Origin of the sequence: Natronospira sp., assembly GCF_007134575.1 — a bacterium.
Lineage (GTDB): Bacteria > Pseudomonadota > Gammaproteobacteria > Natronospirales > Natronospiraceae > Natronospira > Natronospira elongata.
This window is the reverse complement of sequence record NZ_SLKM01000257.1, coordinates 16290-37390: the sequence shown is the minus strand read 5'-3', so window position 1 is coordinate 37390 and position 21101 is coordinate 16290. Positions and strand designations below refer to the sequence as shown.

15 protein-coding genes and 1 tRNA gene are annotated in these 21101 nt (G+C 61.9%); 12 read left to right on the top strand and 4 right to left on the bottom strand.

Going from position 1 to position 21101, the window contains the following annotated elements:
* From ACJWXQ_RS10335 to ACJWXQ_RS10300, 8 genes are all read left to right on the top strand, one after another.
* Window positions 1–431: Na+/H+ antiporter subunit E (locus tag ACJWXQ_RS10335; RefSeq protein WP_406672769.1), on the top strand; the 431-nt coding region annotated here is incomplete at its 5' end.
* Window positions 428–709, top strand: coding sequence for an MrpF/PhaF family protein (locus ACJWXQ_RS10330; protein ID WP_346051149.1), 282 nt, complete (start codon window positions 428–430; stop codon window positions 707–709). The genes ACJWXQ_RS10335 and ACJWXQ_RS10330, both read left to right, overlap by 4 nt.
* On the top strand, window positions 702–995 hold the full coding sequence (locus ACJWXQ_RS10325; protein ID WP_346051148.1) for a monovalent cation/H(+) antiporter subunit G: 294 nt from the start codon (window positions 702–704) through the stop codon (window positions 993–995). Before ACJWXQ_RS10330 ends, ACJWXQ_RS10325 begins: the two co-directional genes overlap by 8 nt.
* Window positions 988–1950, top strand: coding sequence for a hydrogen gas-evolving membrane-bound hydrogenase subunit E (gene mbhE, locus ACJWXQ_RS10320; protein ID WP_346051147.1), 963 nt, complete (start codon window positions 988–990; stop codon window positions 1948–1950). Before ACJWXQ_RS10325 ends, mbhE begins: the two co-directional genes overlap by 8 nt.
* Window positions 1947–2267: an NADH-quinone oxidoreductase subunit K gene (locus ACJWXQ_RS10315; protein WP_346051146.1), complete on the top strand. Its 321-nt coding sequence runs from the start codon at window positions 1947–1949 to the stop codon at window positions 2265–2267. The genes mbhE and ACJWXQ_RS10315 overlap by 4 nt, the downstream gene beginning before the upstream one ends.
* Window positions 2254–3735 carry a complex I subunit 5 family protein gene (locus tag ACJWXQ_RS10310; protein WP_406672768.1) on the top strand — a complete coding sequence of 494 codons (1482 nt, stop codon included), beginning with the start codon at window positions 2254–2256 and terminating at the stop codon, window positions 3733–3735. The genes ACJWXQ_RS10315 and ACJWXQ_RS10310 overlap by 14 nt, the downstream gene beginning before the upstream one ends.
* Window positions 3732–5231: a proton-conducting transporter membrane subunit gene (locus tag ACJWXQ_RS10305; RefSeq protein WP_346051144.1), complete on the top strand. Its 1500-nt coding sequence runs from the start codon at window positions 3732–3734 to the stop codon at window positions 5229–5231. Before ACJWXQ_RS10310 ends, ACJWXQ_RS10305 begins: the two co-directional genes overlap by 4 nt.
* A complete protein-coding gene (locus ACJWXQ_RS10300) occupies window positions 5228–6886 on the top strand; it encodes a complex I subunit 5 family protein (RefSeq protein ID WP_406672767.1) in 1659 nt (552 codons plus the stop codon). The genes ACJWXQ_RS10305 and ACJWXQ_RS10300 overlap by 4 nt, the downstream gene beginning before the upstream one ends.
* A gap of 49 nt (window positions 6887–6935) precedes the next feature.
* Here the strand turns inward: ACJWXQ_RS10300 and ACJWXQ_RS10295 are convergent, their stop codons facing one another.
* Entirely contained in the window at window positions 6936–8462 is a 1527-nt protein-coding gene (locus ACJWXQ_RS10295; protein ID WP_346051142.1) for an alpha/beta hydrolase-fold protein, read from the bottom strand.
* 202 nt (window positions 8463–8664) lie between these two features.
* Here ACJWXQ_RS10295 and ACJWXQ_RS10290 point away from each other — a divergent pair.
* Window positions 8665–8752 (top strand) — tRNA-Ser (locus ACJWXQ_RS10290).
* A gap of 267 nt (window positions 8753–9019) precedes the next feature.
* On the opposite strand, the gene ACJWXQ_RS10285 is transcribed toward ACJWXQ_RS10290, so the two are convergent.
* From ACJWXQ_RS10285 to ACJWXQ_RS10275, 3 genes are all read right to left on the bottom strand, one after another.
* The gene (locus ACJWXQ_RS10285) at window positions 9020–12349 is read right to left on the bottom strand and encodes an EAL domain-containing protein (RefSeq protein WP_406672766.1); all 3330 of its coding nucleotides are present in this window, start codon (window positions 12347–12349) and stop codon (window positions 9020–9022) included.
* Window positions 12350–12475: 126 nt separating this feature from the next.
* Window positions 12476–14656: a cyclic nucleotide-binding and patatin-like phospholipase domain-containing protein gene (locus ACJWXQ_RS10280; RefSeq protein WP_346051140.1), complete on the bottom strand. Its 2181-nt coding sequence runs from the start codon at window positions 14654–14656 to the stop codon at window positions 12476–12478.
* A gap of 208 nt (window positions 14657–14864) precedes the next feature.
* Entirely contained in the window at window positions 14865–17258 is a 2394-nt protein-coding gene (locus tag ACJWXQ_RS10275; RefSeq protein WP_406672765.1) for a helicase-related protein, read from the bottom strand.
* A gap of 198 nt (window positions 17259–17456) precedes the next feature.
* Here ACJWXQ_RS10275 and ACJWXQ_RS10270 point away from each other — a divergent pair, with 198 nt between their 5' ends.
* From ACJWXQ_RS10270 to ACJWXQ_RS10260, 3 genes are all read left to right on the top strand, one after another.
* On the top strand, window positions 17457–18131 hold the full coding sequence (locus tag ACJWXQ_RS10270) for a Bax inhibitor-1/YccA family protein (RefSeq protein ID WP_346051138.1): 675 nt from the start codon (window positions 17457–17459) through the stop codon (window positions 18129–18131).
* Between the two features lie 135 nt (window positions 18132–18266).
* Window positions 18267–19157 (top strand): vitamin K epoxide reductase family protein, encoded by an 891-nt coding sequence (locus ACJWXQ_RS10265; protein WP_346051137.1) that lies wholly within the window; start codon window positions 18267–18269, stop codon window positions 19155–19157.
* A gap of 18 nt (window positions 19158–19175) precedes the next feature.
* Complete coding sequence (locus tag ACJWXQ_RS10260) at window positions 19176–21095, top strand: ATP-binding cassette domain-containing protein (RefSeq protein ID WP_346051136.1); 1920 nt, start codon at window positions 19176–19178, stop codon at window positions 21093–21095.
* Window positions 21096–21101: the final 6 nt, after the last annotated feature.

The window sequence follows — 21101 nt, the reverse complement described above, 5'->3', positions numbered from 1 at the left end:
TGTTCTGGTATGCCCTCGCCGGTGATCAGGGCTGGTGGTTCGCGCTGCCGGGTATTGTCGTCGTTCTGCTGCTCTCCCATTGGCTGATACAGCCCCGGCTCGGGAATTTCTCACCCTTGGGCCTGCTTCGTTTCTCCCTTTATTTCCTCTCGCGCTCAGTGGTGGGCGGCCTGGACGTGGCCTGGCGCGCCCTGCACCCGGCCATGCCTTTGCAACTGCATTATCAGGAGTACAGCTTCCATGGCCCGGACGGGACGGCGCGAACCCTGCTGATTGCCACCCTCAGTCTCATGCCGGGCACCCTGTCGGTGAACTACCGTGACGACAGGCTACTGATTCACAGCATCGCCGGCAATGCGGAACAGGCAGCCGAAGAACTGGAACGCTACTGTCGTGGCGTTTTTCCTGACCGGTCAGGTGCCCCCTCATGACGCTAGTGCTCCACTCACTGGCGCTGTTCCTGGTGCTCAACCTGGCACTGGGTCTGGTGCGTGCCTGGTCCGGCCCCGGCCCCGCCGACCGCATGCTGGCAATCCTGCTGTTCGGCACCACCACGGTGGCTGTGCTTCTGCTACTCGCTTATGCGACAAACCAGCCGGCTCTCAAGATTGTCGCCCTGCTGTTCGTCATGCTTGCCGCCATCGGCAGCATTGCCTTCGTGCAACTGCCCACCCGTCTGCGTTCCCGCAAGGAGCAGCGGCATGACTGACATACTCAGCATCACCATTTTGCTGATGGGGGCCTTTTTCTTTCTCGCCGGCACCGCCGGGCTGTTGCGCTTTCCCGATACCCCGGGCCGCCTGCATGCCCTGACCAAGGCCGACAATCTCGGCCTGGGACTGATCTGCCTGGGCCTGGCCATCCACGATGGCAGCCTTCAGGGGATCCTGTTGCTTGTCTTCATCTGGCTGCTGGCCATGTTCTCGGCAACCCTTTCAGCCTTTCTGATCGCCCGCTGGCACGAGACACGCCGCTCGGAGGCCGAGCATGATTGAGCCCGGTTTTCTCCTCGACCTGCTGCTCTGTCTCGGCCTGCTCGGCATCGCCGGCAGTGCTGTGCTATCCCGTGGCCAGTTTCGAGCCACCGTGCTGTTCATGGTCTTCGGTCTGCTCATGGCCCTGACCTGGGCCCGGCTTCAGGCACCAGACCTGGCCCTGGCGGAAGCAGCGATCGGCGCCGGGCTCACCGGAGCCCTGCTATTGAACGCCTGCAAGGCCACCTATACCCGCCGTCAGGCCGGTGAGGCTGCCAGTCAGGATGACGCGCCCGGCACGGTGTTTCGTCTGGTCGCCGCCGGATTGTCCATCCTGCTTGCAGCGGGATTGGCCTGGCTCATGTACAGCCTGACGGTGGCTGACGGTCCGGCAGCGGCCATGGCGAGAAGCGAGGGCGAATCGCATTTTCTCGGTAACCCGGTCACCGTCGTGCTACTGGATTTCCGGGCCTACGACACCCTCCTGGAGATGGCGGTTCTGTTGTTGGCCCTGATCGGGGTGCATATTCTCATCCGCCACTATCGCCTGCCGGACCTGCATCCACCGGCACCGGTCAGCCCGCCAATGCTTACCCCCCTGCTGACCGTGGCCACGCCCCTGATGCTGATGGCCGGTCTGTACCTGTTCTGGGCCGGCAGCCAGTCGCCTGGGGGCGCCTTTCAATCCGGCGCCCTGCTGGCTGCACTGGGGGTGCTATACCGTCTGACCGGACGACTGGTCCCGACCGGTACCGCTTCACCGGGCCTGCGTCTGATACTGGTAATCGGCCTTGCCCTGTTCAGCCTGTTTGCCTGCGCAGCACTGATATGGTCCTCCGCACCCCTGCAGTACCCCGAGACCGCAGCCTATTCCCTGGTGTTGCTGATTGAATTCGCCCTCACCCTGTCCATCGCTGCCACCCTGCTCATGCTCTTTTCCGGCAGCCTGGGCCTGGCCAGGGGGCAAACATCATGACCGTCATGCTTTATGCCACCACGGCCGCCACCCTATTCGCCCTTGGCCTCTATGCGGTACTGGTCCGCACTGGTCTGATCCATCGACTACTGGCCGCGAACGTCATGGCCACGGCCGTTTTCCTCTTCCTCATTCTGGTGTCGGCGGAGAACCCCGAAGGCGTCGATGCCATTCCCCAGGCCATGGTGCTGACCGGCATCGTGATCGCTGTCAGTCTGACCGCCTTTGCCCTGGCACTGCTGCGCTACCTGCAAGCCGCCGACGACGAGGAAGATCAGACCGGCAGTCAGGACGGGAGGCAGAATGGGCCTGACTGAACTTAGCATTCTGCTGCCGGTACTCATGGTATTCGGGCCCTTGCTGCTGGCCCTGCTGGTCTTCCTTGCTCAGTGGCAGCGGAGTGCGGACTGGCTTGGAATGGGACTGGGGCTGATTTTGTTGGCCCTGGTCACGCCCTTCAGTGGCGCGGTACTCCTTGAGGGGCCGCTGGAAATGCAGCTTGGCGGCCATGACCGGGGACTGGCCATTCCCTTCTATGTGGACGGCCTCACCCTGGCCATGCTGTGGCTGAATACCCTGCTGTTCCTGTTCATTCAGGTCTATGCCGGGGCCTGGCTGCAATTGAAACAGCCGGCCCCGGCCGCCGAGTTCCGGCCCTTGTTCCTGCTCCTCTGGTCGGGCCTGAATGCACTGTTTCTGTCCGGCGACCTGTTCAATCTGTATGTGACCCTGGAGATCACCACCCTGGCCGCGGTCCCGCTGGTGATCCTCAGTCACGGCCACGCGGCCATGGCGGCGGCCATGCGCTACCTGCTCTTTGCCCTGGTCGGCTCGATTATCTTTCTGCTCGGCGTTGCCCTGGTCTACGCTCAGGCGGGTCTGCTCTCTCTGCCTCTGCTCCAGGAGCAGGCAGAACCCCACCCCGCACTGACGGTTGCCCTCCTGGCCATGACCGCCGGCGTGGCCATGAAAGCCGCCCTGTTTCCGGTCCACGCCTGGCTGCCCGAAGCCCATGCCAGTGCCCCCAGCCCGGCCAGTGCCCTGCTCTCTGCTTTGGTCGCCAAGGCGGCCGCCTACCTGATCCTGCGGCTGTGGATGGGCCCACTGGAAGCCCAATGGACACCGGCCATGGCACAGCTCATGGGCGCGCTCGGCGCGGCCGGCATCATCTATGCCTCCATCCAGGCCCTGCGCCAGACCCGACTGAAGCGGGTGATCGCCTATTCCACCGTGGCTCAGCTCGGCTACCTGCTCCTGCTCATTCCCATGGCCTCGGTCCTGGCCTGGAACGGTGTGATCTACCACGCCCTCACCCACGGTCTGGCCAAGGCAGCGCTTTTTCTCGCCGCCGGCAATCTCATCATGGTCTTGCGGGATGACAGCCTGAGGAATCTGGCCGGCTGTGACCAAGTGTTGTCCAAGAACATTCTCGTCATCGGTCTGGCCGGCGTGGCCATTGCCGGCCTGCCGCCCACCGGAGGCTTCATTGCCAAATGGTGGCTGATCTCGGCCGCGCTTGAGTCAGGCCAGTGGTGGTGGGCGGTCGTGATTGGCCTCGGCGGGCTGCTGGCGGCGGCCTACATCTTCCGGATACTGAGTTACGCCTTTTTCAGTCCCGACCCTCACCAGGAGACACCCATCCACCAAGCCCAAGGCCAATTGACGCGGGCTCTGGTCTGGCCACCGGTCATCCTGGCCTTTCTTGCCATCGCCCTGGGGATGGCCGGCGGCCTGCTGGCGCCGTTTCTTGAAATCGCTGCGCCGGTCACGGGGGCCCAAGCATGATCAGTCTAGACATGGCGGGACTCTATGCGGCCATGCCAATGTGGGTGGTGCTCAGTTCTCTATTGGCCGGCCTGGTGATTCTCACCCTGGGCGAGCCCTGGCACCGAACCCGCGTGTTCATCAACATTGCCGCGGCGCTGGTCAAGATTCTCTTGGTGGGGATCATGCTCTGGGGCGTGGCCCAAGGGCAGATATTCTTCTTTGAATGGCAGCTAATGCCGGGGATCAGCTTCGTGCTCCATGCTGATGCCCTCAGCATGATGCTCAGCAGCCTGTCGGCCATTCTCTGGCTGCTGACCACCATCTATGCCATTGCCTATCTGGAAGACTCGCCAAACCGGGCCCGATTTTTCGGCTTTTTCAGTCTTTGTGTGGCGGCGACCATGGGGGTGGCGGTTGCCGGTAATCTGTTTACCTTCTTCATCTTCTACGAAATGCTGACCCTGGCCACCTGGCCATTGGTGGTCCATCGCGGTACCCGCGAAGCCCTGCGTTCCGGCGGCCTCTACCTGGGCTTCACCCTGGGTGGCGGCGCCCTGTTCCTGATTGGCGTGGTGATGGTGCAATGGCTGGCCGGAACCACCGACTTCCAGGCCGGCGGTTTCCTAACCGCCCTGGAACTGTCTCCGGGTCTTCTGACCGGGCTTTTCCTGTTGCTGTTCGCCGGTACCGCGGTCAAGGCCGCGGTTGTGCCCTTCCATCCCTGGCTTCCCCGAGCCATGGTGGCGCCGGCACCGGTCAGTGCCCTGTTGCATGCCGTGGCCGTGGTCAAGGCCGGGGCCTTCGGTATCGTCCGAATCGTTTATGACGTCTTCGGTCTGGAGCTGACCGCCATTCTCGGGATGAACCATTTCCTCGCCATCATGGCGTCGATCACCATCATCTACGGCTCCGTGCTGGCTTTGCGACAGCAGGACATCAAGCGCCGGCTTGCCTATTCAACGGTCAGTCAGGTGTCCTATATCACCCTGGGCGTGGGCATTGGCGGCCCCCTGGCCACCATTGGCGGCTTGGTGCATCTGGTTCATCAGGGGCTGATGAAGATCACCCTCTTCTTCTGTGCCGGCAATCTTGCCGAAACCCATGGCATCAAGACCGTTGATCAAATGGCGGGAGCCGGCCGACGCATGCCCTGGACCATGATGGCCTTTACCGTGGCCGCCCTGGGAATGATCGGTATTCCGCCGGTGGCCGGCTTCGTCAGCAAGTGGTACCTGGGACTGGGCAGCATCGACAGCGGCCAGTACTGGGTCATCGCCGTGCTGGTGGCCAGCACCCTGCTCAATGCCGCTTACTTTCTGCCCGTCTTGAAACGCGCCTGGTTTGACGCGCCCCCTACGAAGGTTTCGCACCAGGGTGTAGAGGATGCCTCTCCCGGTCTGCTCTGGCCGGCCCTGATCACGGCGGCCCTTTCACTGGGGGCGGGCCTGTTGGCCTCCATGCCCTTCAGTCCCCTGCAGTGGGCCCGCTTTATCATTGAGAGGTTCTACGGATGATGAGCAGCTGGCTGCCACCATTGCTGGCCTTTTGCCTGCCCGTGCTGCCATTACTGGTGGCGGCCGGCCTGTTTCTGGCAAGCACCCGCAGCCTGGCCCTGCGCACCGCTCCCTGGCTTCCCCTGCTCGCTTTGCCCCTGGTCCTGCTGCACGATCAGCTTGTCGAGTTGCCCTGGCTGCTACTGGGCGCTCGGGTGGGGGTGGACAACACGGCGCTGCCATTGCTGTTGCTAGCCATTGCGGCCTGGACTGTGGCCGGGCTGCATGCCAGCGATACCATCGAGCGAGAGCAGCAACCGCGCTTCTATCTGTTCTGGCTGCTGACCTGGACCGGCAATCTCTGCGTGTTCATAACCCTGGACGCCGCCAGCTTCTACGCCGCCTACGCCATGATGAGCGTATCCGCCTATGGTCTGGTCATATTCTTCGGCCGAATGGCCGACTATCGTGCGGGTCGCGTCTATCTGGTCATGGCGCTGCTGGGCGAGGCCATGATCCTGAGCGGCCTGATCCTCCTGGCAGGGCAGCTCGGCAATGCGCCCCTGGATGCCCTGGCGGCGGAATACGCCGGTCTGAACCACGGGACGTTGATCAGTTGGCTGTTCCTGGCTGGGTTTGCCGTGAAGATGGGGCTGATTCCCTTGCATATGTGGCTGCCCCTCGCCCATCCCCAGGCTCCGGTGCCCGCCAGCGCAGTCCTCAGTGGCGTCATCCTGAAAGCGGGCTTGATCGGCTGGCTACGCTTTCTGCCACTGGGCAGCGAGGGCATCGACCTGGAAACTGCCGGTTTGATGTTGCTGGCCGCAGGCCTGTTCACGGGCCTGGTGGCCGCACTGATCGGGATGAGCCAGCATAAAGCCAAGGTCATCCTTGCCTACTCCAGCATCAGCCAGATGGGGCTGGTGGCCAGCCTGGTGGGGATGGCCCTTTACTCGCCGGAAAATGCACCACTGTTGATCAGCATTGCAGTCCTGTTTGCACTTCATCATGGCCTGTCCAAGACTCTGCTGTTTCTGGGAGTGGACCATGCCGGCCATCGCTGGATCGGAAAACTCTTATGGCTGCCCAGCCTCAGCCTGGCCGGTGCGCCCCTGCTAAGCGGTGCCCTGGCCAAGATTCTGATGAAGAGCGAGATCCCGGAATCACTGACCTGGCTGGAACCCATCCTGCTGATCAGTAGCCTGCTGACCACACTGTTGCTGATGCGCTTTCTGCACCAACTGGCAGGACAACACCAGACAGCGGACAATCAATGGTCACGACCGGTGGTGGCGTGGATGATTCTGCTGCTGCTATCGCTGGGGCTGCCCTGGATCATTGCCATCACGGACAACGCCATGGAAAGCGGGATTGCCGTGAAACCGGGCTATCTGCTGGAAACAGGCTTGCCGGTGTTACTCGGGCTGTTCCTGGCCGCTCTCACCTGGCGCTACTGGCCCGCCAATCGGCACCCCCGAATACCGGCCGGTGATCTGATAGAACTCTTCCGTCTGCCCACCCTGCGCCAGCCCAGTTGGTCACTCCCCGGCAGACCCGCCATGCCGACCTTGCTACCCGTCACACTGAGGCAACTTGATGCCCGGCTGGCGGCCATGGGCCCAGCCTTGCTCGTCTGGCTTGTCTTCCTCGCCCTGCTCGGCCTGTTGGCAATCTGAGCTGGGGCGCACAGGCGCATCGGCGCCTCTGCGCCCCAACCCAATCCCTTCAGTCTTCCAGGCGCTCCGCCATTTCCGAGAAAATCTCGGCGTGGCTCAGGGGAATCCAGCAATGTCCCTGGAGACGCCCCCAGGTGAATCGGGCCTCGGGATCGGGATTGCTCAACTCATCCATCAGGTCGGCAAGACGATACATCCCGGGGTTGAGATAGTAGTCGTCCATGTCGCCCATCCAGATATTGAGCTTGCCGGCCAGCTCTTCACCGATCTCATCCCAATTGGCCTCCAGGTAGCGGACCAGGTCGTAATCCTTCCAGTACTCCACCACCGCCGGATCGATCTCGCCGCTGTGCTCATCCCAGGCCGGCACCGGCAGACCGTCATCACCACGAGGGCCGTAAAGGGCATGCCAGGCACCCCACTGCTCACCGCCGGTCACAAAGCTATCGCCGCGTCCCATGACCCGCTCCATGGCAATCTCTGCCTTGATGGAGAATTCCGGATCCCCCTCAATGGAGCGCTTGCTGGGTATCAGATAGTTGTGGCGGTTGTAGTAGGCGTTTTCATCTTCATAGAGGTTGATGAGCTGAAACCGGCGAAAATCCGGGCTGTCGGCGCAGAAAGACCAGGCACCATTGAAGTAATCCGGGTAGAAGACTTGCATCGCCAATGAAGCCCAGCCCCCGGTGGAGCCGCCATCCAGGAAACGGGCCTCCGGCTCGCCGATGGCACGGAAGCGCTCCTCGATGTAGGGAATCAGCTCTTCGGTGACGGCATCCCCCCAGGGACCGCTGTTGCGGGAATTGATCTGATAGGGATCACCGAAGGGGCCGGTGCCATCCAGCAACACCATGATGAACTTGGGATTGGCCGGGTCATACCAGTCATCGCGGAAATCACTGCCCGCCTCCATCAACTCCAGGGCACGGGTATAGCGTGAGCCATAACCGCCGATGTTGTAGCGCACCGGATACTCATCGCCACTCTCTTCCCAATCAGTGGGCAGGATGACGGCGGCGCGCAACTCAATCTCCTCGCCCCAGAACTCGCTCAGCAGCTCACTCTTGATCCGCACGAACTGCAAATTGGACCGGTCCGCGGGCAGTTCATCCGGAAGGTACTCACTGAGCTGCAGTTCGATCTCGCCCCGGTCCGCCGGCCAATCCACCACCAGCGGTTCCGACAGCCAGCTTCCCTCGCTTACCGCCTGGTGGAAAAAGAAATCCGTCTTGTAGATTGCCTGCAACTGGTAGCGCCCCTCCGGCACGTCATCCACCTGCTCGGGCGGAAAACCGATCATATCGCCGGCCAGGCGGAGCGGCTCATCGCCATTCCAGTCTTCCACATCCACGGCAAAGAAGGGATCAGAGTCGGAAAATGGGGGGAACCCCATGTGGACGTGGGGCACTTCGGCATCTTCCGGCGCAAAAACCACAAAAAGCCGCCCCTCCGATTCCCAGACATCCGCCCTGTCTTCCGGGGGATGCACCGCCGCCCAGGGCGCCTCCACCTCTCGCTCACAGGCCGCCAGTAGAACCACCAAAACCATCAGGACCGCCATCTGCCACGCTTTCATGCCAATCTCCCTCACGAAAAATGATCTCGTCATGTTATCCTTTCGTCCCGGCACCGCACAGCCCCTATCGGACCGCGGGCCGCGCTCGCGGCTGTCATCGAACCCTCGCTTTCAGCGAAGGGCCTGGGCCCGGCAGCGCCGGTCTTGAAAACCGCCAGTCCGCAGGGTCTTGCTAGAACATGTAGACGCCACGGTAGTTTTCGGAGAGGTGGCAGAGTGGTTGAATGCACCGGTCTTGAAAACCGGCAGTCCGCAAGGACTCGTGGGTTCGAATCCCACCCTCTCCGCCATACAATGATCGAGGCCGTCCCGAGTGGGCGGCCTTTTTCATTTCTCGAAATCGAATTCGAACCCACGAGTCAATAACAACTCGGGTTCGACAAATGCGTAGGAACGCATTTGGGCTGCGCAGCGCAGCGGAGCAGCGCCGGAGCGAAGCGGAGGCCGAGGCCCAGGGATGGGCCGAGCAATCCCACCCTCTCCGCCATACAATGATCGAGGCCGTCCCGAGTGGGCGGCCTTTTTCATTTCTCGAAATCGAATTCGAACCCGGATGATTAATCTTCCAGTGGTGATTTCACCCAATCGGCCAGATCATCCGGACTCATGGGGCGCGCGAACAGGAAGCCTTGCATGAAACAACAGCCCAGGTTTTCCAGAAAGCGGCGCTGCTCCCCGGTTTCCACACCCTCGGCAATCACCGTCATGCCCAATTTGGCTGCCATGGCAATGGCGGTTTCCGCGATGGCCGCATCCTCCTCATCGTCCGGCAGGTCCATGACGAAGGAACGGTCCAGCTTGATCAGCGTGATCGGCAACTGCTTCAGATAAGACAGACTGGAATAGCCGGTCCCGAAATCATCCAGCGCCAGCTTGATTCCCAGCTCACGCAATCGATGCAGCCCCTCCAACACCTGGGAATCCATATCCATGAGACTGCTTTCAGTGATCTCCAGGGTCAACAATGCTGGATCCACACCCGTTGCCTGGATGATCTTCTTCAGGTGGTCCACGAAACTCAGGCGGCGAAACTGTATGGGGGAGACATTCACGCAAATCCCGGCACGGGACAACACTGGATCCCCAGAGTCAGACCACGCCTTCTGCTGCCTGCAGGCCATCCAGAGAACTCGATCCCCCAGTGGCAAGATCAAACCCGAACGTTCTGCTGCGGGGATGAACTCGCCCGGGGGTACCATTCCAAGCTCCGGATGATGCCAGCGCAGCAGAGCCTCAAAACCCACGATACTCTTATCCCGACTGTTTACCTGCGGTTGGAAATGGAGCATGAACTCGTCCTGTTCCAACCCCCGTCGGATGGCATTTTCCATATCAAGCCGCGCGCGGGCTTCGTCATTCATCTCGGGTGCGAAATGCTTATAGTTATCCCTCCCCGCGGACTTCGCCCGATACATGGCTGTATCCGCGTGCTGGAGCAGGGTATCCACATCATCACCATCATCCGGATAGATCGTAATCCCGATGCTCGCGCCGAGCTTGAATCGTCGATCCTCCAGCTCGAACGGTTCAGCCATTTCCTTCAACAGCTTCTCTGCAACAGGCGCTGCACTACTGCTTTCCTCCAGACGAGGAAGAAGAATAACAAACTCATCCCCACCCAAGCGGGCCAGCGTGTCTTCATCCCTGACTGCCTCACCCAACCGCCTGCCAACCTCCTTTAACAACTCACCACCCACACCATGACCCAGGGAATCATTGATGGTCTTGAACTCATCCAGGTCAAGAAACATCACTGCCATCTTGTAACCATGACGCTTCGCAGATTGCAGGGCACGCTCTGCGCAGGTAAACCAGAGACGGCGATTCGGCAAGCCCGTGAGTTCATCATAGTGAGCAAGATATTCAATACGTTCCGCTGCCTTTCTGGCATCAGTGACATCCTGGGCAATGGCCCGAACGCGCCAGGGTCGGACCTCCGCCCAGTCACTTTCGAGAGCCATATGCAGAACCCGCTCCGATTGCCTTCCCAGGCGACAATCCATGCTCAATGGCTTTGCCTCCAGCTCGGCTCGGCCCAGGAGACTGGCTAGTCTGGGTTGATCATCAGGATGGATCGCCCGTATCAGGGCATCGGGGCTATCCAGTGACTCCAGGGGTAGTCCCAATAGTTCGGCCAGACCCCGGGATGCATTGAAGCTGCCTTCTTCGCCCGGAATCCATTCCCAGCTACCCAGGGCGGCAACCTGCTGGGCCCTATCCAGGGCTTGTTGCTGTTCGAGCAATTCCTCACTAGCTTCTGCGAGTTCCCTCGTCCTGCGTTGAACCAACTCTGACACGCGTCTACTCTGACCGGTCACCAGAAGCAGAAAGGCCGCCAGGCTTCCCGTCAGAACGAACCCAATCAGCGTCGGAATCCAGGCCGGCCAGGTATGAACCACAGCGGTGCCAGCACCCGGCTGGACCCGCAACTGCCATTCCCGCCCGGCAAAGCCCAACTCACGCAAACCCACGTGCCTGGCTGCAAGCCAGTCAGGCCGTTCACAATCCTGAGTGCCCGCCAGTCTCTGACTCCCCGCCCGGCCCCCCAGGTCCACCAGGCAGACCTGCAGTTCCATTGTGGGTGCAGCAGCAATGGCGTCTTCCATCAAGTCCCCAAGGCGGAATGCGGCCGTGACCAGACCCAGAATCACGGCTTCCTCTCCGCTCCCGGACCGATCCTTCACCGCGCTGTAGATCACCATCCCAATCTGGTCGCCCGGCTCCTGAGTCAGAGTGAAAGGCGCACTCGCCTTTGGCTCGCCGGATTCCATGGTCTGCTTTATGGCTACTTGTGGTGAATCGATGGACTGGGGGTCAAGCCCGATAACCGATCGATTTTCCGCCAACGGCTCAACATAAAGGATAGGAAAATACTCGGTGCGAGTGGCCGCCCTGCCCGTCGTTGCTCCATCCAGGCGGTCCAGAATCTGGAATTCACCAAAACCTGCCCTTTGAACTTCTGCTTCGAATTCGGCTCGTTGGGCATCCCTTACCCGAGGATTGAAGCTGAAGTTCTGGCTAGCCGAGTGTCGGTCCAGAAAAGGCCCAACAAAGTCGCGAAACTGGTCGCGGCTCAGATCCGGGTTGAGCTGAACCAGGCGCTCCAGAGCCAACAGAGTTTCCATGTGGGCATCAAGACGACGTTCCAACTGCTGAGACAATGCTTCGGTATCCCGCTCGAAATCGGCGGCGAACCGTTCCACCGATAGCAGATCCAGCTGGCGAAACAGAAGCAGACCTAGGCCGGTAAGCAACAGCAGAGGCAAGACCAGAACCACACGGCGGGGCCGCCAGACGTTACGGGGTCGGGCCAGAAAAACCAGAAGCACCGGCACGATAACAGTCGCCCCAAGTACATCAGCCAGCCACCAGGAAAGCCAGGTGGTCAACTGCGGCCCAAACTCCAGACCACCGAACCACCACAACCAGGGCAAGGACACGGAAGCCTGGACCAGGCAGGACAGCGGGATCACCAGAAGGATGAAAGCGGAAATGTTACGGGGACTGTCCAAGGGATCTGGCCAGTTCACCAGGCGCTGAGCCAGATATCGCCCCAGGGCTGCCTGTACCAGCACCGCCGTTGGCAGAATCAGCAATGGCCAAAGCAACAAGGCGGGATTGGCTCCCGGATGCTCGATAACCATCAATCCCACCAGCTGGGCCCCAAGGCCGACTCCCACTAGGGACCGAAGGCCATAAATCAGAACCCAGCCCAGTGCGATGCCAGCCGGCAGAAAGATACTGGTGGCCACGGTATCGGCTGGCGACAAGCGCAGGGAGACCCAACCCAGGAGGAGGTATAGGGTAAAGCCGGTCAGGTTAATGCCCAGCAGTTGCCAGATGGAGTTCGATTGATCCTGTTCTGCGCTTGCTTGTTGCTGGGCCACTGTGGGACTCCGGCAGTGTTATCGGCCATTCCCGAGCGGGGAACCAAGGAAACTCTGATACCCGTCCCTCGGTGGATCCTCCGGCCAGGATCCACCGCCCGTCCGACCATCATAGCAGATCGCTGCTCAGTCCAGCGCCAGCCGCGCCCGTAGCTCTTGAACTCCAACACGATCAATGTACTGGCAGGTTTCCTGGTAAGCGTCACGAATGACATCGGCCGGGTCTACCTTCACATTGAATCCACGCTCGGAAGCCAGACTGATGTCGACATCCAACTGCCGTTTTGTCTCACGGATTCCACGGTGACTTCCCGCGAACAGGGAACGCAAGAGCAGATCCGGCGCCACTGAAACCTGCCGGGACCAGCCCGGTAGCAAGCGACGCCACCAGGGTTGGCTCAGGCTACCAAAGTCAATCTCGACATGATCCGGTTGGCCGTTCATGGTATCAATGCCGATGCAGCTCCCCACGACCCCACGCAGTAGGTCGCCTGGCAAACGGTTAATGAGGCTGCCACTGACATGCAAGTCCCCGTCAAGGGATACGGGACTGCCCAGGCCGGGAACAATACTGCTGGCCGCCACCGAGTCCCACAGATTGCCCTGACGATGAATGCTCAGTGTCTGTTTGTTCAGATTGGTGGAGACGCAAACGAAAGGACGCCAGAGATCTTCAATGTCGGTGGTTTCCAGTTCTGGCCACCCACTGGCATGACGTCCAGGCAGGTGACGCTGCCAATCCACTTCCGCCAACTCGCGTCCGGAGAGGCCAAAGGCATAACCGGCGCCAACCACGGCGCCCACACCGCTGGCGGCAATCATGTCCAGAGGAATGCCGGCTTCCTCCAGAGCCTGGATCGCCCCGACCTGCCCCAGCCCGCCAGGGCCGGCACCACCCAGTGCCAGGCCAACAGCCCGCCCGGCCAATAAGCGGGCAACACGTGCCAGGTCCTCATCATCACCCAGGCGAAGATGGAAGTGCCCGTCCGGAGAACGTGCCTTGAGCCAGGGACTGGTATCCCGGACCCGGCGCATCCCGTTCTCGTGAGTCAGCAGCAATCGGGTGCGCGGTTGACTACGCAGCTCCGTGGTTCGGCGGCGATCCTCATACAGCGCCCGTTCCAGGCCGTTGGGTTCCCTGTCCGCATTACCGTCCGCAACGATCAGCAGTTCGTCAGCCTGATTGAGGCAACGGCGCGTCCAGGCACTCGCCTCTCCGCCCTTGAGCGGTTCAGTAATCTGAAACAGTATTTCGCGACTGGCCGCCATCTCATCCAGCATCAAGCCGATGCCGGCCTCTGCCATGATGGAATCGGCGCCGGGGCCGTCACCCTGACCTTGCAGTCTGCGCACCCGCTCGACGTCCAGGACCTCGGCGCTGGGGCCGATTGCGGCACTGATAGCCCGCATCAAGGCGGTGGGATTCCGGTCGGGGTTAGCGGCAATGACGGCAATACGACGGCAACCGCCGCGAGCGGCCGGTTGTTTCCGCTGGCTGCGCCGCAAGCGATCGGCGAGCTGGCGCGTAATACCCATGACCAGTGCCGGATACTCCCGGTTCAGCAATTCAAAATTGGTTCGCGACAGCCGTACCAGGGTGGACTCACGAGCCGCCACCACGCCCGCGGAACGGCTCTCGCCGGACAGCAAGCCCATCTCGCCCACCACTTCTCCCTGTCCCAGGCTGGCGATGGGCACTTCTTCACCATATTCATTGGCTGCCACCGCCCAGAGCGAACCATCGACAATGAAGAAGAGGCTGTCGCCCGGATCCCCACGTCTAAACAGGATTTCCCCCGCGTCCAGCCGCACCCATTCCAGCCGCGCCGCCAGTTCATCCCGCTCAACCTGATCCAGATTGCCAAAAAATCGCTCAACGATCTGATCCAGATCGTTGCGCTGAATTCGAGCCCGGGCCTCCGCTTCCAGGGCCGCTTCCAGTTGCGGTGCTTGCGGCAGGCACTCTCGCAATGTCTGGGCCTCGATTGCCAGCAGCCGACTCGGCTTGACGGCCTTGACCGTCGCCGTGCGTGGACCACCAAAAAGCACACCGAGCTCACCCACCGGCTCACCCGGCCGGAGGTCCCCGAGACGCTGCTGCCCCCCATTCTGGGCGACGCAGGCTTCCAATTCGCCGTTCAGGACCAGATACAGTGAATCCGAGGGGGCGCCCTCGCAGAATAAATCTTCCCCGCTCTTCAGTTCTACCGCACGGACAGCATGGCTCAAATCAGCAACAAAAGAGTCATCCAGGTCCCTGAATAATCTGCTTTTTCTAAGAATTTCTTGAGCTTCATCGGCTCGCATATCCGACTCCCCCGGGGGACCGGCCAACCCAGGAATGGACCGATCCTGCGACTCAAAGCATAGGTTTCACAGCCACCAACCGGCAATCGCCCGTCTGAGGCCCCCCATATACCCCCCCATTTGCTTCAACTCCGGGCTGAAAATCCCGAACTCGACGGGACCCTTAACAGGCCCCAAGACTCATTTCCACAGTCTCAGGCAGCATCCACTAGCGGATATCGGTAATCCGGTTACCTTCCCGGTAGCGCAGACGCCATCCCGTCCAGCTCGGGAGCTCCCATCGCTTGGGCGGGGCCCGCCGCGTTCCGCCCTGCCGAACCAGGGTAATCTGCTTCCGGTCCGGGTCGTATTCCAGAGACAATTCCAGATCGCCAAGGGAAAACCGTCGCGGGAAGCGCTGGTCAAAATCTGTCTGCGCCCAGTCCGGCAGCCCGTCGAAGCGCAGGTCTTCCGGTGCCAGCAATTCCAGGTCGTCGACGGACTCCACCCCAAGTGTCGCCAGGCGCTCACACAACCAGTCTTCTGCCGACGGCACTGGCTGCCTTTCCTGCGGCTGCGGCGCCTCCAGCCACCCCCCTGGGTCCTCCCCGGCCCGAATCAGGGCCTGATAGAGCTCCCAGCGTGCCAGGTCTTCCAGAAGTTGCTCGCCCACCGGGGAGAGCATACGACCAGCCAGAATCAAGCGAGCCAAGACCCTGGGCACCTCTCGGGCAGCAGGCTCACGCTCTGTTCGGCTGATCAGGCGATTGGCGTAGTAATGCGCCTCGACCACACGCGGTCGACCGCCATCCACTGTTGCCGGGCCCAGCCTGGATTCGCACAGACCGGCGCTCAACAGCCAATCAAGTGGCAATGGGGCAAGGCAGGTTCCTATGGTCCGGGTCTCCCGGGTTCCCCGCCGTCCGGGGACACTGTGATCGTCGAAGACCAGGGCCGCCTCGGCGCTCTCCTGAAGACGGCTTCGCTCATCCACCAGAATTTCCCCCTCGCCATTACCCATGGCCTGGCGTCGTTTCTCGCGACGGACATGCACCAGCGCCGGGGCGGCCTGCATGACGGCCTTGAGCCAAACAGAGCGATCCACCTCCAGGGTTTCCGGGATCGCCTCGGGCAACCCCAGCACCCGGCGCAACTGAACGGCCAAACGGCGTGCATCCCGGCGCGCCGCCGGGTGACACCCCGGCAACTCCGATCCCGACGCACGCAGGGCCATTAGCAATGTAATGGCGTCACAGGGTTGCGACTGCCATTCCGCCACCTGGCGCCGACCGGTTTCGGAATCCGGCAATCTGAACAGTCGGGGACGGGTGGACAAGGCGGCGGTGAGATCGGCCATTGCGGCCCGGCTGGCAGCATCAGGCATGGCCGTGATCAGGTGGGCAAAATGACTGTCGATGGGTAGCTCGAACAAACCCGAGCCGTGGGCCGTCACTCTGCCCGCCTCATCCACCGCGGCCATTGCCTCCAGCCTCTCCCGGGCTACGCTCAGGGACTTTTCCGGCAGGGGATCGGGAAAATCCAGCGCTTCCAGACGATAGCCGGCGCTGGCCGCTGCCAGCATCATCTCGCTCAGGTCCTCGCGCTGCACCTGCGGTGGGGTAAACGCTTCCAAGGGCGCCTGACGCCCCCAGAGCCGCAGACACAGGCCCGGCGCTACCCGGCCGGCCCGTCCCCGCCGCTGCTCGGCATTCGCCTGGGCGATGGGCGCCAACTGCAACACGGTTCGCTGGTTTCGGCGGGCGGTCCGCCGCTCCAGTCCGCTGTCCACCACTGCCGTCACCCCCGGGATGGTCAGCGAGGTCTCGGCCACATTGGTGGCCAGGATCACCCGTCTGTTCCGGCCTGAACGCAAGGCACCCTGTTGCTCGGCCGGGCTCACACCGGCGTGGAGGACCACCCGTTCCGCCGACAATCCGCTCAGGGCCTGGTGGCAATCACTGATTTCGCCCCGCCCGGGCAGGAAAACCAAAACATCCCCATCGGTCTCATCCATTGCAGCCCGCACGGCCTGGCGGACGCGGGTAGCAAGCTCCCTCTGCGTTGGCATGTCGCGTTCCTGAGCGGCCAGGTAGCGAACCGAGACCGGATATTGCTTGCCCTCGGCCTCAAGCAGGGCACCCTTCAGCCACTTGGCCACCCGCTGCCCCGCCAGCGTAGCCGAGGTCACCACCAGGCGGTGCCGCCCCTGATCACGGAGAAGAGCGAGCAACAAATCCGTATCCCAGCGGCGCTCGTGGAATTCATCCAGCAGGACTGACTCGAAGCTCCCCAGGCGGCCTTCGACCAACCAGCGCAGTGCAATACCGGGGGTCACGAAACAGATTCCGGTATGGGCAGAGACCTTCTGCTCAAAACGAATGGCATAGCCAATGCTTTCACCGACGGCCTCGCCGACCTGCTCGGCGAGCCAGGCAGCCAGGGCGGTGCAGGCCACTCGCCGTGGCTGGATCACCAGCACCGGTCCCTGCTCGCCCATCCACAGCGGCAGGCGAGTCGACTTGCCCGAGCCGGTCGCCGCGGCGACCACAACCGGCCCCCGCGACCAGGCCTTGTCGAAGTCCGCTCGCAGGCTGTCGATGGGCAGGCTGGCTGACACGGGCACACTCTCTCCCTTCGGGTTGGGGCAGCAAGGAGGTGCAGAGCCTACAATAGCCACGCCACCTGTGACGAGCGCCGGCCTGTGGTAGCATTGCCGAGTAATCAACGCGGTGGAGCTTTTCCGTCGGAATACTGTCAAATATCCACGGCAAAGCCCGTTCATCCAAGACTTGGATTGAGACACTGACTGGAGAGGTCAACGATGCGCACGACTCGTCATACGCCCGAATCCGCCATTCATCGGCCGGAATCGGTACTGGCTACCAACAAGGTGCTTCGCAACACCTACGCCCTGCTGTCCATGACCCTGGTGTGGGCCGCGGCAGTGGCCGGTGTCGCAATGATGCTCAATCTGCCCCACCCGGGCATGCTGATCACCCTGGCCGGCTTCTTTGGCCTGCTGTTCCTGACTCACAAGACGGCGGACAGCGCCTGGGGCCTGCTCTCGGTCTTTGCCTTCACCGGCTTTCTCGGCTACACCGCCGGGCCCATCGTCAATGCTTATGTCTCCGGGCTGAGCAATGGCACCGAGCTGGTCATGCTCGCCCTCGGGGGCACGGGTGCCATCTTCCTGGGCCTGTCGGGCTATGTGCTGACCACCCGCAAGGATTTCAGCTTCATGGGTGGCTTCCTGATGGTGGGCATTCTCACCGCCTTTCTGGCCGGTATTGCCGCCGTGGTCTTTTCCATGCCGGCCCTGTCCCTGGCTGTCTCGGCCATGTTCGTGCTGCTGATGTCCGCACTCATCCTGTTCGAGACCAGCCGCATCGTTCACGGCGGTGAGACCAACTACATCCGCGCCACCGTGACGCTGTTTGTCAGTATCTACAATCTCTTCCTGAGCCTGCTTCAACTGCTTGGCTTCGCCAACGACTGATCTGGGGACAGCTTGATACCGGAACCGGCGCGGCTAGTCCCGCGCCGGTTTTTTGTATCCGCCCTGGGGATGGACGAGTCGGCATCAACACCGTATTCTTTCGGGCTGAATTCACCGGGGGACGGACGACAATTCATGGCCAGAAAACATCGACGCAAACAGCAATCCGCCAGTCGCAGCCGCCGTCGCAGTCGCAGCCCGAAAGTTCAGCGGCAACCGGATTGGCCCATTCTGGGCCTGGCGGCCTTCGGCATGCTCATTACCGGTTGGCTGACGGTGATCGCCTCCACCACCGGCGACATGCCCCTGTGTGCGGCCGGCTCCGGCTGTGACATCATCCTGGGCAGCCGCTGGTCGACCCTGTTCGGGGTACCAGTGGCCCTGTTTGGCTTCCTTGCCTACGCCCTGATCGCCTTCGTCAGTTTCGAAATGCGGCCCTCGGTCAAGCGTTGGCGCTGGCAATGGGTCGTGGCCCTCGTGGGACTGACGGTCAGCGTCTATCTCACCCTGCTGGGCCTGGTGGAGCTCCGCGCCCTTTGCCCCTGGTGCATGACATCACTGGCAACCATCGCCGCCATTTTCATCTGGCTGACCCTCAAGCGCCCCCAGGCCGCCCCCGGCGGACGCTGGCGTGATTGGCTGATCAACACGGGCAGCCTGGCCGCCGTCGTGGTAATCATCATGCAGCTGCACTACAGCGGCCTGTTGACGCCGGGCATGGGCCGGGAAGACCCCGAGCTCCAGGCCCTGGCCCAGCACCTGGATGAGAGCGGTGCCCGCTTCTACGGTGCCTATTGGTGCCCGGCCTGTCAGGAACAGGAAGACTTGTTCGGCGCCTCGGCTGATCGGCTCCCCTATGTGGAATGTCACCCCCGTGGCCGCGGCGGGCTGACGGCGGCTGCCTGCATAACCGCCGGCATTGAGTCCTACCCCACCTGGATAATCGACGGTGAGCGGCATGAGGGCATCCTGAGCACCGAAGAACTCTCGGACCTCTCCGGGTTTCGATGGCGCGGAGAAGACTGACTCCGTGCACATTAAGGAATGAGTACAGCGCCGATTCTCAGCCTGGAGCAGGTCTCTCTGGCCTACGGACGGCAAGTGCTGCTGGACCAGGCCGAACTGACAGTGCAGAGTGGCCGTCGCATTGCCTTGCTGGGCCGCAACGGTGCCGGCAAATCCAGCCTGCTCCGCATCCTTGCCGGTGAACTCGTCCCGGACGAGGGCACCGTTCGCCGACAACCGGGCAGCCGCGTCAGTTTACTGGCCCAGCCCCTGCCCGAAGCCAGTTCCGAGACGGTCTGGCATTTCGTTGCCGGCGGTCTGGGCCGGGAGGCCGAGCTGCTCCAGCGCTTTCACGAACTGTCCACCAGCAGCGAGCCAGCAGACCTGCAGCAATTGGGACGCATCCAGGAAGAACTGGATGCCATCGACGGCTGGGCCCTGCAACAGAGAGTCGATCTCACCTTGACCCGTCTGGCGCTCAATCCCGAGCAGCGCCTGGGAGAGCTTTCCGGCGGCTGGCGGCGACGGGCCGCCCTCGCCCGAGCGCTGGTCTGCGACCCCGATCTTCTGCTGCTGGATGAGCCCACCAATCACCTGGATATTCTCGGCATTCATTGGCTGGAGCAGTTCCTGGCCGGATTCAACGGCAGCCTCATCTTCATCACTCACGACCGTGCCTTTCTGAAGAACCTGGCCACTGACATTCTGGAGCTGGACCGAGGCCACCTGACCATGTGGCCAGGCGACTATCAGGCCTATGAAAGGGAGCGGGCCCATCGGCTGGCGGTGGAAGCCGATCATGCAGCCGCCTTCGACAAGAAACTGGCCCAGGAAGAGCAATGGGTTCGTCAGGGCATCAAGGCTCGCGGCACACGCAACCAGGGCCGGGTTAGAGCCCTCAAGGCCATGCGCGAAGAAAGGGCACAACGTCGGGAACAACAGGGCAAGGCCAGCTTTGATATCCAGGAGGCCGAGCGCTCGGGCCGTCTGGTGGTGGAAGCCCGTGGACTATCCCACCAGATGGGGGATTGGTACCTGAAGCCACTGGACTTGCGCATCATGCGGGGCGACAAGCTGGCCCTGCTTGGTCCCAATGGTTCCGGCAAGACCAGTCTGATCCGACTGCTTCTCGGTGAGCTGGAAGCCGACCAGGGCCAGCTTCGTCACGGCACCCGACTGGAAATTGCCTACTTTGATCAACAGCGTGCCGCCATTCGGCCGGGTCAGACTGCGGCGGACTACGTCGGTGAAGGTCGGGACTTTATCCAGGTGGGTGAACGCAAACTCCACATCATCAGCTACCTGGCCGACTTTCTGTTCACACCGGAGCAGGCTCGTGCCCCCATTGACAAGCTCTCCGGCGGCGAGGCCAATCGACTGATGCTTGCCCGACTGTTCAGCCAGCCCGCCAACCTGCTGGTGCTGGACGAGCCGACTAACGACCTGGACCTGGAAACCCTCGACTTGCTGGAGGACCGCCTGGTTAACTATGACGGCACCCTGATCCTGGTTAGCCATGACCGGGACTTTGTTGACCAGGTGGCTACCAGCGTTCTGGCCTTCGAAGCCCCCGGGCAGGTAAACGAGTATGTTGGCGGCTACACGGACTGGCTCCGACAGGGCGGCAGCTGGGATGCCTGGCAGAAAGAAAGGGGAACGGAAGCCAAGCCAAACAGCAGCAGCAAGCCACGCCAGAAGGCCAAACCCTCTCCCCGCCCGGGCAAGCTCAGTTACAAGCTGGAGCGGGAGCTGGCAATGCTACCGGAGAAGATTGAATCCCTGGAACAGTCGCTCTCGGAAATGCAGCAGACCAGTGCGGACCCGGACTTCTATGCTCAGAAGCCTGAGCAGGTTCGCGAACACATGGAGAAAATGCAGGCCGTCCAGGAGGAACTTGATACCGCCACCGAACGCTGGCTGGAACTGGAAGAACGCAAGGACGGTGGCGAGAGCCCATAGGGAAGC